Annotated in this window: 10 protein-coding genes; 8 read left to right on the top strand and 2 right to left on the bottom strand. The window is 75.1% G+C overall.

The window, feature by feature from the left end; translation table 11 throughout:
• The first annotated feature begins 182 nt into the window (after positions 1-182).
• Entirely contained in the window at positions 183-1805 is a 1623-nt protein-coding gene (locus ACFYM6_RS03805) for an MFS transporter (RefSeq protein WP_387271968.1), read from the top strand.
• A 232-nt stretch (positions 1806-2037) separates the two neighbouring features.
• Here the strand turns inward: ACFYM6_RS03805 and ACFYM6_RS03800 are convergent, their stop codons facing one another.
• Positions 2038-3501 carry an MFS transporter gene (locus ACFYM6_RS03800; protein ID WP_387271966.1) on the bottom strand — a complete coding sequence of 488 codons (1464 nt, stop codon included), beginning with the start codon at positions 3499-3501 and terminating at the stop codon, positions 2038-2040.
• Positions 3502-3860: 359 nt separating this feature from the next.
• Here ACFYM6_RS03800 and ACFYM6_RS03795 point away from each other — a divergent pair, with 359 nt between their 5' ends.
• Complete coding sequence (locus ACFYM6_RS03795; protein WP_387272776.1) at positions 3861-4442, top strand: TetR/AcrR family transcriptional regulator; 582 nt, start codon at positions 3861-3863, stop codon at positions 4440-4442.
• Between the two features lie 166 nt (positions 4443-4608).
• On the opposite strand, the gene ACFYM6_RS03790 is transcribed toward ACFYM6_RS03795, so the two are convergent.
• Positions 4609-6036: an alkaline phosphatase PhoX gene (locus ACFYM6_RS03790; RefSeq protein WP_387271964.1), complete on the bottom strand. Its 1428-nt coding sequence runs from the start codon at positions 6034-6036 to the stop codon at positions 4609-4611.
• Between the two features lie 192 nt (positions 6037-6228).
• On the opposite strand from ACFYM6_RS03790, the gene ACFYM6_RS03785 reads away from it, so the two are divergent.
• From ACFYM6_RS03785 to ACFYM6_RS03760, 6 genes are all read left to right on the top strand, one after another.
• The gene (locus ACFYM6_RS03785; protein WP_387271962.1) at positions 6229-8898 is read left to right on the top strand and encodes an FtsK/SpoIIIE domain-containing protein; all 2670 of its coding nucleotides are present in this window, start codon (positions 6229-6231) and stop codon (positions 8896-8898) included.
• A complete protein-coding gene (locus ACFYM6_RS03780) occupies positions 8895-9797 on the top strand; it encodes a hypothetical protein (RefSeq protein ID WP_387271960.1) in 903 nt (300 codons plus the stop codon). Before ACFYM6_RS03785 ends, ACFYM6_RS03780 begins: the two co-directional genes overlap by 4 nt.
• A gap of 273 nt (positions 9798-10070) precedes the next feature.
• Positions 10071-10334: a DUF6244 family protein gene (locus ACFYM6_RS03775; RefSeq protein ID WP_357435273.1), complete on the top strand. Its 264-nt coding sequence runs from the start codon at positions 10071-10073 to the stop codon at positions 10332-10334.
• A gap of 7 nt (positions 10335-10341) precedes the next feature.
• On the top strand, positions 10342-10854 hold the full coding sequence (locus tag ACFYM6_RS03770) for a hypothetical protein (protein ID WP_387271958.1): 513 nt from the start codon (positions 10342-10344) through the stop codon (positions 10852-10854).
• 173 nt (positions 10855-11027) lie between these two features.
• On the top strand, positions 11028-11822 hold the full coding sequence (locus ACFYM6_RS03765) for a lipase family alpha/beta hydrolase (protein WP_387271957.1): 795 nt from the start codon (positions 11028-11030) through the stop codon (positions 11820-11822).
• A gap of 255 nt (positions 11823-12077) precedes the next feature.
• Entirely contained in the window at positions 12078-12443 is a 366-nt protein-coding gene (locus tag ACFYM6_RS03760; RefSeq protein ID WP_387271955.1) for a YciI family protein, read from the top strand.
• Positions 12444-12636 lie beyond the last annotated feature (193 nt).

Here is a 12636-nt window from a genome sequence, read left to right as displayed (position 1 = left end):
CCCGCGGTCCGGGCCGAGCCGGCCCGGACCGGGGTGCTCACGTTGGTCGTCCGGTTCCTGCCCGGCCCGTGAAACGCCTCACGAACAGCGGCGATGAGGTTTGCGGGCGGTCAGACTTGGCGGCTGGCCGGACCTGCGGGGTCCGGCTTTCGTCGTGTCACCCACTGGACGGGGAAATCCTCATGGCCCTCGGCGCCATGTTCGCCGCGCTGCGCCACCGCAACTACCGGATCTGGGCCGCCGCCGGGTTCGTGTCGGTCATCGGGACCTGGATGCAGGTTCTCGGCGTCAACTGGTACGTGCTGGCGGAGACCGGGTCCGCCACCTCGATGGGGCTCACCGTCCTCTTGCAGGCGCTGCCCAGCCTGGTGCTCAGCGTCTGGGGCGGCGCGCTGGCCGATCGGCTGCCCGCCAAGCCGCTGCTGATCGGGGCCCAGGCCGCCCACGCGTTGCTCGCCGCCGGGCTGGCCATGGTCGCCGTCACCGGCACCGGCGGCCTGCCGGCCATCTACGCGATCTCCCTGGTCACCGGCGCGGTGTCGGCGATCGAGGGCCCGGTGATGGGCCGCTGGTGCTCGACCCTGGTGGACCGGGAGAGCCTCGGCAACGCGCTCGCCCTCGGCTCGCTCACCAACTCGGCCGGCCGCATCCTGGGCATGAGCGTCGGCGCCGTCGTGGTGGCCGCCATCGGCCCCGCGCTGCTTTTCGCGATCAACGCCGCCAGCTTCGTCGCGGTGGTGGCAGCCCTGTTCGCCGTACGCGAGGAGGAGCGGCACAGCGCACCGGACGACGGCTCCAGGTCGCGGCGCGGCGCAAGACGCGCCGAGCTGGAGTTGTCGGAGGCCGAGACGGCGCCGGCGGACCGCAGCATCCGGGCCGGCTTCCGGTATCTGCTGCGGCAGCCGGTGGTGCTGGTGGCCCTGGCGCTGTCCTTCGTGCTCGGCAGCCTGGGCCGCAACTACCAGGTGACCATGGCCGCGATGAGCGACGGTCCGCTGCGCGGCGGCGCGTCCGGGTACGGCTTCCTCTCCACCGTCTTCGCGGTCGGTACGGTGCTCGGCGCGCTGGTCGCGGCCCGCCGCCGGGAGCTCGGCTACCGGGTGCTGGTGGGGGCCGGCCTGCTGGCCAGCGCCCTGCAGATCGTCGCCGGGCTGGCCCCCGGCACGCTGAGCTTCGCCGCGGTGATGCTGCCGGTGGCGGCGGCGGCCGTGGTCATCGACACCACGGTCGGCGCCCGCGCCCAGCTCGACACCGACTACGCCATGCGGGGTCGGGTGCTGGCCGCCCTGGCGGTCACCGGCTCGGTCTCCGCGGCCGTCGGTGCGCCCCTGCTCGGCTGGCTCGCCGAGCACGCCGGACCCCGGCAGACCCTGGTGCTGGCCGGCACGCTCACCACCGTCGCCACCGTGGCGGCCGGGGTGGCCTTCGACCGGCTCCGGGAGCGGCGGCTGCGGCGCCGGCTCAGCCTGGTGCTCGCCGCGCCCGCCGTGCGCCGCCGCGCCGCCGCCACCGCCCGCGTCGTCCGGCCGGCGAGCGGCCCGGCCGTCGCCCGCCCGGTGGCCGCGGCCGGCCCCGTCGCCCCGATGGCCGCCGAGGGCCCGCGCCCGGTCCCGGCGTCCCGCCCGGCGGGGCTGCGCCTGCCCGGCACGCGGTTCGCCGGGCTGCGCCCCCGGGCCGGGCGGATCGCGGCCGGCCCGTCCGCCCGCCCGGCCCACGAGTGCGCCGCCTGCGCGTCGCACCGGTCGCGCCGCCGGTCCCGGGCCACGGCGTTGGTTCACGCGGCCGACTGCGCCCTCGCCGGCTGACCCGGCCGGGGCCGGACCCGCTACCGACCTGACGGCGTATCGGGCCCTTCAAGATCCCGCTCGATCCTGAAAGTAGTGGCCTACCGCGTCCCGGGAGGCCACTACTTCCACGTTCGAGCGCGACCACGGCTGATCTGCGGGCCGGTGCGGCTACGCCGCCGGAACGCGCTGACCGGCGCCTCGGTCGCCGGCGCGCGGCTGAGTCGCCCGCGCTGTCAGCTTCGGAGTCGGATCAGCGTCCCGCCGTCGCGAGTTCGCCGGTCAGCTGCGGCCCGGCACTCCCCGGCGACAGCTCCGCGCGCCGTTCACGCATCGCCGGCCGGCCGGACGGAACGATCAGCGCGGCCAACGCGGCGGCCAGCGCGATCCCGGTGAGCACCAGGAACCCCAGGGTGAACCCGGCCTCGCGCGGCAGACCGCTCGCCTGCGGGTGGGCGGTGATCACGCCGCTCACCACCGCGGCACCGATCGCGCCGCCGATGGTGCGGATGTTGGCGTTCATGCCGGTGGCCACCCCGGTCTGCCCGGGCGGCACGCTGGCCACGATCAGGTTGGCCATCGAGGCGAACGCCAGCCCGATGCCCAGGCCGACCAGTCCCCCGGCCACACCGATCTCCCAGCGGGTGTCGTGGGCGACGGTCAGCATCGCCGAGGCGAGCACGTTGCACACCGCGCCCGTCGCCAACTGTGCCTTGGCGCTGAACCGGGCCTGCAGCCGGCCGGCGGCGAGGCCGGCGACGAACATGGCGACCAGCATCGGCAGCATCAGCAGCCCGGCCTGGGTGACGCTGGCGCCGAAGCCGTATCCAGCGCTGGTCGGGATCTGCACGAACTGCGGCAGGAAGGCGTAGACGGCGAACATCGAAGCGCCGTAGAGCAGGGCGACCAGGTTGGTCGTCCAGACCCCGGGCAGGCGCATCATCCGCAGGTCGATCAGCGGGTTCGCCGAGCGGGCCTCGGCCACCAGCCAGGCGACCAGGAGCAGGCCGGCGAGCACCAGCAGGCCGGTCACCCGACCGGAGGTCCAGCCCCAGGTGGCGCCCTCGCTGATCGGCAGCAGCAGCGCCACCAGCCAGCCGGAGAGCAGCAGGGTGGCCGTCCAGTTGATCCGGCCGGGCGTGCGGACCGGTGACTCCGGCACGAACCGGTGCGCGGCGAGCGCGGTGAGCCCGACGACGACCAGCGGGATCCAGAACAGCCAGCGGTACCCCAGGGTGGCGACGATCGGACCGGCCAGGACGACGCCGAGGCCGCCACCGGCGGCGACGATCGCCGAGATCGCCGCGACGGCGGAGCTGACCCGCGCGGCGGGGAACTCGTCGCGGATGATGCCGAACGACAGCGGGAAGACCGCGCCTCCGACGCCCTGGACCACCCGGGCGACGATGAGCACGCCGATGCTCGGCGCGACGGCCGCCAGCAGGCAGCCGAGCGCGAGCGCGGCGAGGGAGACGACCAGCATCCGCTCCTTGCCGACCATGTCGCCGACCCGGCCGAGGACCGGGGTGAAGATCGACGCGGAGAGCAGGTAGGCGGTCAGCACCCAGGTCACGGTGTTCTGGGAGGTGTGCAGGTCGTGCTGGATGGTGGGCAGCACCGGGGTGATCAGCGACTGGAGCATCGCGAAGAAGCCGGTGCCGGCCGCGAGGACGAGGAAGGTCAACCGACGCGAGCCGCGTCGGATGGTTTCGGTCACGGAGGGAACTCCCGTTCGCGTACGAAAGAAAAGGTCTGCCGGGGGCGACGGTCGGTCGCCCAGGTGTGCGGTCGACGTGACCGCGGGGCCGCTCGCGCGGATCGGGGGGACGGCTCGCACGGGCGCGGCCGGGCGATCTGCCGCGGTGGCGGCCGGGACTGCCGGTGTTCAGCCGAATGCGGGCATGGTGGGACCTCCTGGGTCCGGTGTCTGGACGGCCGACCGCGCCAGGTGGGGATCGGCCCGAAATCCGGAGTAAGCTATCCGGAGGCATGGCTCCGGTCAGTTCCGGAGGGGTGCCTCCACTAACCTAGCGGAGGGGTGCCTCCGGTTGCAAGGCAGGAGAGGTGACGCCCGTCATGGCCAGCGGCGAGCAGCTGGGGGAGGTCCTCGCGCGGCGCCCGAAACGGGCGGATGCCCGGCGCAACTACGACGCGTTGATCGCCGCCGCGCGGGAGGTCTTCGGGGAGTGCGGTGCGGGCGCCTCGCTGGAGGAGATCGCCCGGCGGGCCGGGGTCGGCATCGGGACGCTCTACCGGAACTTCCCCAACCGGCGTGACCTGTTCGAGGCGGTCTACGTCGAGGAGGTGGGGGCGCTCAGCCGGTCCGCCGCCGACCTGGCGGACCTCCCGCCGTGGGATGCCCTGGTCGCCTGGCTCAACCGGTTCGTCGCCTACGTCGGCACCAAGCGGGCCCTCGCCGAGGAGCTGGTGCACGACTCCGAGGTGTTTCGCAGCTGCCGCACCGAGATCTACGCCGCGGGCGAGCCGTTGCTGCGCCGCGCCCAGGAGGCCGGGGTGGCCCGGCCGGACGCCAGCTTCGACGACGTGGTGCGGCTGATCAGCGGGATCATGGCGTACCAGTTCCCCGAGCCGGCCCAGCGCGACCGGGTGCTGGCCATCGCCCTGGACGGCCTGCGCCACCCGGCCGCGCGCCCCTGACGCCCGGGTAGGTCCGCGCGCCGGGTCCGGTCGCGTCGAGCGCAGCCGGTGGGCCGGGTCGGCGGTGCCAGGCCGGCAGCCGCCGAGGCCAGCACCGGACGGCTGGGGTGGTCCTGCCAAGCCGGCGGCCGGCGGCCCCTCGGGAACCGCCGGCCGCCGCAGGTGCTCAGGAGTGGTCAGCCGCCAGGTCGGCGTTGCTCGGCCGGCCCCAGGGGCCGGTGATCGCGAAGACGTAGCCGGGGGACTGGATGTTGGCGAACAGAATCTTCCCGTCCGCGCTGAACGTCGGCCCGGTGAACTCGCTGTCGTTGAGCTCGTTGCGGGCCAGCGGGTACGCCTTGCCCTGCTCGGTCACCCCGACCAGGTGCGACAGGCCCTCGCCGTCCTCGGCCAGGATCACCCCGCCGTACGGCGACACGGTGATGTTGTCCGGGCCGTCGTAGTTGCCGGTCTCCTCGTCCGGGTTCTGGTTCACCCCGAAGATGGTCTTCAGCGTGACGGTCTCGGTCCGCGGGTCGTAGAACCACACCTGGCCGTCGTGCTCGTTGACGCTGCCGTCGGAGTGCCGGGCGAAGCTGGCCACGAAGTACGCGCCGCCGTCGGCCCACCAGGCGCCCTCCAGCTTGCGGCTGCGGGTCACCTGCTCGTCGGTGAACTGCTTGCGCACCGAGACGGTCTTCGCGTCCCGGTCCGGCACGTCCACCCACTCCACCTTGTACCGGGTGCCCGGCGTCGTCGCCTCGGACAGGTCGGCGACGTGCTGGCTGCCCCGGAAGCACTTCATCGCCTGGAGGCTGCCGGCGGTGTCCCCGTCGGGACGCTGCGCCAGCGCGCGCAGCGCGCCCTTGCCGCCCCGGAAGCCGGCCGGCGGCGTCCAGCGGAAGTAGAGCCCGTTCGGTCCGCCGGCGTCCTCGGTCAGGTAGATCGCGTGGGTGTACGGGTCGACCGCCACCGCCTCGTGCGCGTACCGGCCGAGGAACTTCAGCGGCACCGGGTCCAGGTTGGCGGACCGGTCGTGCGGGTCGACCTCGAAGGTGTAGCCGTGGTCCTTCAGGTACCGCCCGCCGGCCTTCTGCTCGGTCTCCTCGCAGGTCAGCCAGGTGCCCCACGGGGTGATGCCGCCGGCGCAGTTGTTGTGCGTCCCGGCCACGCTGACGTACTCGCGCAGCCGCCGGCCCTGGGCGTCCACCTCGATGGTGGTGGTGCCGCCGCGGGCACCGGGGTCGTAGGTGAGGCCGGCCAGCGCGGGCACCGGGAAGGGCTCGCTGCCGCCGATCTCGTGGTTGTTGACCAGCACCGAGCCCTCACGGCCGAGGAAGCAGCCGGTGCCGTCGGCGTCGCTCGGGGTCGGCTGCCCGGACTCCAGCAGGGTCGCGCCGGCCTGCGCCACGATGGTGTACGAGAAGCCGGGCGGCAGGGCCAGCAGGCCGGCCGGGTCCGGAACGAGTTCGCCGTAGCCGACCGCCGGGCGGGCCGCGGCGCGCGCCGCCGCCGGTCCGGCGATGACGTCCAGGTTACCGGCCACCACGATGCCCAGGGCGCCAGCGGCACCGCCGCGCAGCATGGACCGGCGGGAAATGGGGGAGGAGCTCACGTCGTCGCCTTCCTGTTCACGATGCTTCCGTCAGCAGGCAAACGGCGGCCGGGGAACGCCGCCGACGCGGCCGGGGTCCGCGAGGTGAACAGTAGAGAAATCCTGAAAGCGCGTCACGTGCTGTGCCGGCTCGGCGCGCTTCCGTTAGGGTTCCCTCGATCGGGACCGCGACGGCGTCGGAGGGACGGGACGGTGGGCAGGCTCGCGACGGCGTACGGGCAGGCGGTCGCCTTCCACCGGCAGGCCGTACGGCGCTGGGAGGCCGCGCGGCGGGCGCTTGCCGCCGCCGGGCCGGTCGCCCCCGGCAGCCCCGAGCTCGTCGCCCGGCTGGCCCGGCTCGGCGCCGAGCTGGCCGCCGCCGCACCGGGCACCGCCCGCCCGGTCACGACCCCGGTGCCGGTCCGCATCGGCGAGGCGACCACCCTGGACGGTCGCTTCCCGGTGCTGGTGCCGCTGGCCGGCGGCACGCACCTCGCGGTCGACACCGACGCCCGCGATCCCCGGGTCGGTGAGCTGCTGCGGGCCGCGGTGGTGCGGCTGCTCGCCGCCGCGCCGGCCGGCACGGTCCGGGTCGCCGGCATCGACCCCGCCGCGTTCGGCGCCGCGTTCCTGCCGCTGCGCCCGCTGCTGGACGCCGGGGTGCTCGGCCCCGCCGCGACCACCGCCGCCGAGGTGGCCGCCCTGCTCGACGAGGCGGAACGGCACGCCCGCAGCGCCCAGCAGGCGGCCCGGGACGACCAGGAACTGCTGCTGGTGGTCGCCGCGTCCGCCCCGCCGCCCCGCGAGCTGGCCCGGCTCGCCGCGCTCACCCACGCCGGTCCGGCCGCGGCGGTCTGTGTGCTGCTCGCCGGCTACCCCGCCGCCGGTCCCGGCGACCCGCCACCGCCGCTCGGCGCCACCACCCAGCTACGGCTCAACGACCGGTACGCGCTGGTCGGCGACCCACCCGGGCAGCCGTTCAGCGCCGACGGCAGCGGCCTGCCCGCCCCGGTGGTGCTCGACGGCGATCCGGCGCACGCCACCGTCACCGGGCTGGCCCGGCAGCTCGCCGCGGCCACCCGCCGGGCCGAGGCGGTGACCTTCGCCGACCTGCTCCCGGCCCGGCGCTGGGCCGAGTCGTCCGCCACCGGGCTGCGTACCGTGCTCGGCCGGTCGGTTCGACAACTCCAGCTCGGCGCGTCTGACGCCGCGCCGCTACGACGTCAGTTCGGCCCGGCTGACGCCGCGCCACGATCTGCAGCCGTCGCTGGAGCCGTCGGCCAGCCCGTCACGGTCGCCTTCGACGACGCCACCCCGCACTGGCTGGTCGGCGGGCGGACCGGCGCGGGCAAGACGGTGTTCCTGCTCGACGTGCTCTACGGCCTGGCCGCCCGGTACGCCCCGGCCGAGCTCCAGCTCCTCCTGCTCGACTTCAAGGAGGGCGTCAGCTTCACCGAGTTCGTCCCCACCGAGCGCGACCCGTCCTGGCTGCCGCACGCCCGCGCGGTCGGCATCGAGTCCGACCGCGAGTACGGCGTCGCCGTGCTGCGCGAGCTGCGCGAGGAGCTGACCCGGCGGGCCGACCTGCTCAAGCGCCACGGCGTCACCAAGCTCGCCGACCTGCCGGCCGAGCACCGGCCACCCCGGATCGTCACCGTGGTCGACGAGTTCCACGTGCTGTTCGCCGGCAACGACGCCCTCGCCCGGCAGGCCGTCGACCTGCTGGAGGAGTTGGCCCGCAAGGGTCGCTCGTACGGCCTGCACCTGGTGCTGGCCAGCCAGAGCACCACCGGCATCGAGGCCCTGTACGGCCGGGCCGAGGCCATCTTCGGCCAGTTCCCGCTGCGGGTGGCGCTTCCCGGCGGGAGCGGGGTGCTCGACCCGCTCAACGACGCCGCGCGGGCGCTGCGGGTGGGGACGGCCGTGGTCAACACCGCCGGGGGTGCGGTCGGTGCGAACACCGAGGTCTGCTTCCCCGACGCGCACGCCGCCGGCGCCGACCTGGCCACCCTCCGGCACGAGCTGTTCCAGGCCCGGCCGGCGGGCGCGCGTCCGCCCATCGTCTTCCGCGGGTACGAGACGCCGCGACTGGCCGCCGATCCCACCTGGGCCGCGCTGCGGCCGGGCACCGAGCCGCTGCTCGCGCTGGTCGGCCGGACGGTGGACGTGGCCGGCAGCACGGCAGCCTTCCGCCTGGACGCCAACCCCGGCCGGCACCTCGCCGTGGTCGGCACCGCCTCGGCCGGGGTGGACGTGCTCCGCTCGGCCACCCTCAGCCTGGCCCGGCAGCAGGCCCCCGGCACGGCCCGCTTCCTGCTCGCCCCCCTGGCGCCCGGCACCACCGATGCCGTCGACGATCTGGCGATGACGCTGGCCGCCGCCGGGCATCCGGTCCGCCGCCTCGACATGGCGGCACTGCGCGCCCAACTCGCCGAGTTGGCCGCCGGACCCGGAGGTGAGCGACCGGGCGGCCCGTCCGGCGCCCCGGCTGGCTCGGGGGGTGGTACGGCCGGGCGCACCTACCTCGTGGTGTTCGGGGTGGACGCCGCCTCCGGCGTGCTCGCCGCCACCGACCCGGCCACCTTCCGCTCCGGGCACGACGACCTGCGGGCCGTGCTGCGCCAGGGGCCGGCGCACGGGGTGCACCTGCTCGGGTGGTGGCGCGGGCTGCGCCGACTCGGCGAGGACCTCGGCGGTACGCAGAACCGCGACGACCTGGCCTGCCTGGTCGCGCTGAACGTGCCTGGCGCCGACCTCGGCCTGCATCTGGGCTGGCACGACCTCGGCTATGTCCCGCGCGACGGGCGGGCCCTGCTGGTGGACCGGCACGATCAGCGGACCACCCTGATCGTGCCCTTCGTCGGTGACGGAGGCGACCCGTGAGCGGATTCGAGGAGTACGCGGCCCTGGCCCGGGAGCTGTCCGCGCGGCAGCGCGGCGAGGAGCAGGCCGTCGCCGCCGAGGCGGAACGCCGCCGGTCCCTGCACACCGCCGTCGACCAGCTCGGCCAGCGGCTCGCCGCCCAGGGCCAGCGCCTCGACCAGCTCGGCCGGGCCGCCGGACTGCCGGCTTCGCCGCCGGCGAACCCGGCGGACCGGGTCCTGCCACAGGGCGGACCGGCGATCCCGGCTGGGCCGGCACCGGCCTGGTCGACGCCGACCGGTGTGTCGAGTCTGGCCGGACCCGGGCCCAGCACGGGGCCGGGGGCCCAAGCGCCGCCGGCGGGTGCACCGCGCCTGGCGGGGGCACCCGGACCTGCGCCCGGAACCGGGGCGGGGGCGACCGGCGGGGCAGCCGCCGCGCCGGGGCGGCCGGGCGTCGGGGCGTACCCGGAAAATGCGGTGCCCGCCCCATGCGCGGAGGCGGACCCGGCGGCGGAGCTGGCCGCGGCCCGGCTACTGGTCGACGAGGCCGACCGGTACGGGCAGCAGGCCGAGGCGATCGCGCACCGGCCCGCGCTGCTGCCGACCTGGTCGCCGCCGGCCCGAGCGGTCGCGGTCTACGCGACCTGCGCGCTGGCCGGCTCGGTGCTGATGCTGGTCGCGCTGGTGGGCTCGCAGATCCCGGCCACCGGGCTCGATCTGGTGGCCGCCGCCTCGTGCGCCGGCGTGCCGCTGCTGTCGTTCCTCGCCGGGCAGCTGGTGCTCGCCCGCTGGGGTCGGCCGCCGGTCAGCTCCGACTCCCCGCCGTCGCGGTACGTCCCGCTCGGCTTCGTGATCTGTGCGCTGTTCTCCCCGTCGCTGTTCTGCGTCTACCTCCTGGTGTTCCGCCTGATGCGCTGACCGGGTCCGGCCGGCGTGATCGGGTGGTCGCGGGGCGTGCGGTGATCTCGTAGGCTCCATGGTGGCCGGTGCGGCGGTGCCCGTCGGGCGACGCGGCGGGATGGGGAGGGCGCGTGAGCGAGCGGAGCGAGCGAACCATTCAGTTCAGCAGCGCGGCGCCTCGCGCCGCCGTCGAGCGGAGCGAGGCGGTGGCGTGAGCGAGCGGAGCGAGCGAACCATTCAGCTCAGCAGCGCGGCGCCTCGCGCCGCCGTCGAGCGGAGCGAGGCGGTGGCGTGAGCGCAGCGCAGATCATCGCCAGGCTGGCGGCGGCGGCGCAGAAGCTGGACGAGGCGAAGGCCAAGACGGCGGCTGCGGCCCAGGACGCGGCCGAGGCGCGCGCGCTGGTGGCCGGCGCGCTGGAGGGCGTGGCGGCGGGACCGTTGCTCGGCGTGGTCGACGCCTATCGGCAGGCCCTGGCCCAGGCCGCCCAGGGCGGCGAGCCCGCCCGGCAGCATGTCCAGGAGACCATCGCCAAGGTCCAGGCGCTGGGAAACTGAGCCCGGGATGAGCGATCGGGACGGTTCCGTCGCCCGCGACGGCGGTGAGCTGGACGGCTTCCACGTCGGTCACGTGCCGGCCGGCGCCGGCACCGAGGTGTCGGACTTCGCCAGCGAGTGGGATGAGGTCAGCTTCGCCACCCGGGTCTGGGAGCGCCAGGTCGCGGAGGGCTACCGGGTCGACCTGCGGGTGCACGTGCTCCGGGGGGAGCGGCTCATCGACCTCACCGCGTTGCACGATTTCCTCGCCGACTACCACGAGCGCGACCCGGCTGGTGGGGAGTGGGTCGAGTTCGCCCATCCCGACGGCCCCGGCCTGATCGGTGTGGGGGAGGCGTTCTGGCTGGTCGAGCCGGGCGTCGCGGTCGACGTGCTGGCCGACCCGGAGCGGTGCGACCGGGCCGGGCTGGCGGCGACCGCTCGCGCGATCACCCGCGTGGCCGCCTCGGCGGGAGCGCCGCCGTCGGTTCGGCGGCCCGAAACCGGTGCGGGCGGTCCGGCGCGTCCCGCCACTCCATAGGGGAGAGTTGCCCGGTACGCCGGTTTGTGCATCTCGTGCAACAACGGGTTACCGGCGCGTAACTTTTCATTGACGTATGCGAAATCTGCCACGCATCATCGTTCCCACGATCGATCGGATCCCCTCACCCGTCCCTCCCGGTTCCCCGGGTGCCTCCCACCGGAGGTGCAGCCATGCTGCTCCGAAAGATCCTGGTCGCCACCACCACCGTCGCCGCCCTGCTGCTCCCCGCCACCGCCGCCCAGGCCGCCGCGGAGGGTGCCACCCGCGCCGGCGCCACCGAGACCGTCGGCCGCACCGCCGCGGCCACCGGCAACCCGGTCATCGTCGTCGGTGGCCTGATCGGGGTCTCCATCGCGTACGAGCCGATCGCCGCCCGGCTGCGCGCCGACGGCTACCGGGTCTCCATCTACCAGCTTCCCGACCTCGGCTTCGGCGACATCCGGGCATCCGCCCGCGCGCTCTCGTCCTACGTGGACCAGGTCCGCGCCGCCACCGGGGCGGCCAAGGTGGACCTGGTCACCCACTCCGAGGGCGGCCTGGTCTCCCGCTGGTACGTGAAGTTCCTCGGCGGCGTCGACAAGGTCGGCCGCTACGTCAGCCTGGGCACCCCCCAGCAGGGCACCTACGTCGCGAACATGGTGAAGTTCCTCGGCCTGGGCAGCTGCGCCGGCATCGTCGCCTGCCAGCAGATGTCGGTCGGCTCGGGTCTGCTCGCCGACCTCAACGGCGGTGACGACACCCCGGGCGCGGTCCGCTGGACCACGATCCGGACCTGGCAGGACGAGCTGGTGATCCCGGTCGACAACGCCATCCTCGCCGACGGCGCGACCAACGTGCTGATCCAGTCGTCGTGCCCGCTGCGAGTGGTCGGCCACCTCGGTCTCGTCCTCGACGGCACGGCCTACAGCATCGTCCGGCAGGCGCTCGCCGGCGCCGCCATCCACCCGAACTGCTTCGCCATCTGATCCGAGCATCCGACCGGCGGCCGAATGCCGCCCGCCGGTCCGGCCGTGGTTCACGCCAGCGGCCGTCCCCCGGGTCCCGGCGGCGGGGCGTCGACCGGCTACAGCGTGCCGTCGAAGCCGGCCAGGAACCGTCGTCGGGACGAACGGCGCGGCGGGTCGGGAACCCGGCGGCGCCCCGGGCAGTTGGGTCGAGCGACCGCGGCGGCCGTGCGAGCCGTGCGACGCTGGGCCGGGGCGTACGTCTGGAGGTGCGACATGACGGGAACACCGCAGGTCGACTTCGCGCTCGACACGTACGAGTGCATCGTGCTCTACCCGGGGCCGTCCGGCCGGGTCCTGCCCGAGGAGACGGTGCAGCGGTTGCAGGCCGAGCACCAGGAGCACATGCAGGCGCTGCTCCGGCGGGGCATCGTCCTGATCGACGGCTCGGTGGACGGTCCGGCCCGCGAGCCGGACCCGCCGATCGGCTTCGGCCTGGCGCGCACCGGCTCGGTGGACGACGTGCGTACCGTCATGGAGGCCGACCCGGCCGTGCAGGCCGGGCTCTACCGGGTGGACGTGCTGACCTTCCTCTGCCCGGCCGGCTCGCTGGAGTTCCCGCTGGCCCCGGCGCAGCGCTGAGCGCGGTCGGGCAACGGTCGACGCCGCCTCGACCGGCGCTCGCGGGTGGGTCGGGAGCGCCCCGACGGGAGCCGGCGGCGGGGGGTACGATTTCCGCCGCGGTCGCCGATGCCCGCGACCCACGACGTTCCGGCTGCGGTTCCTCTCCGCCCCGCCGCGCGGGGATCGCCCGTCGTTGGACAATTCCGCACTC

Origin of the sequence: Micromonospora sp. NPDC006431 (assembly GCF_042870725.1) — a bacterium.
Lineage (GTDB): Bacteria > Actinomycetota > Actinomycetes > Mycobacteriales > Micromonosporaceae > Micromonospora.
Note: the sequence above shows the minus strand (reverse complement) of the source record. Positions and strands in the feature narration are given on the sequence as shown.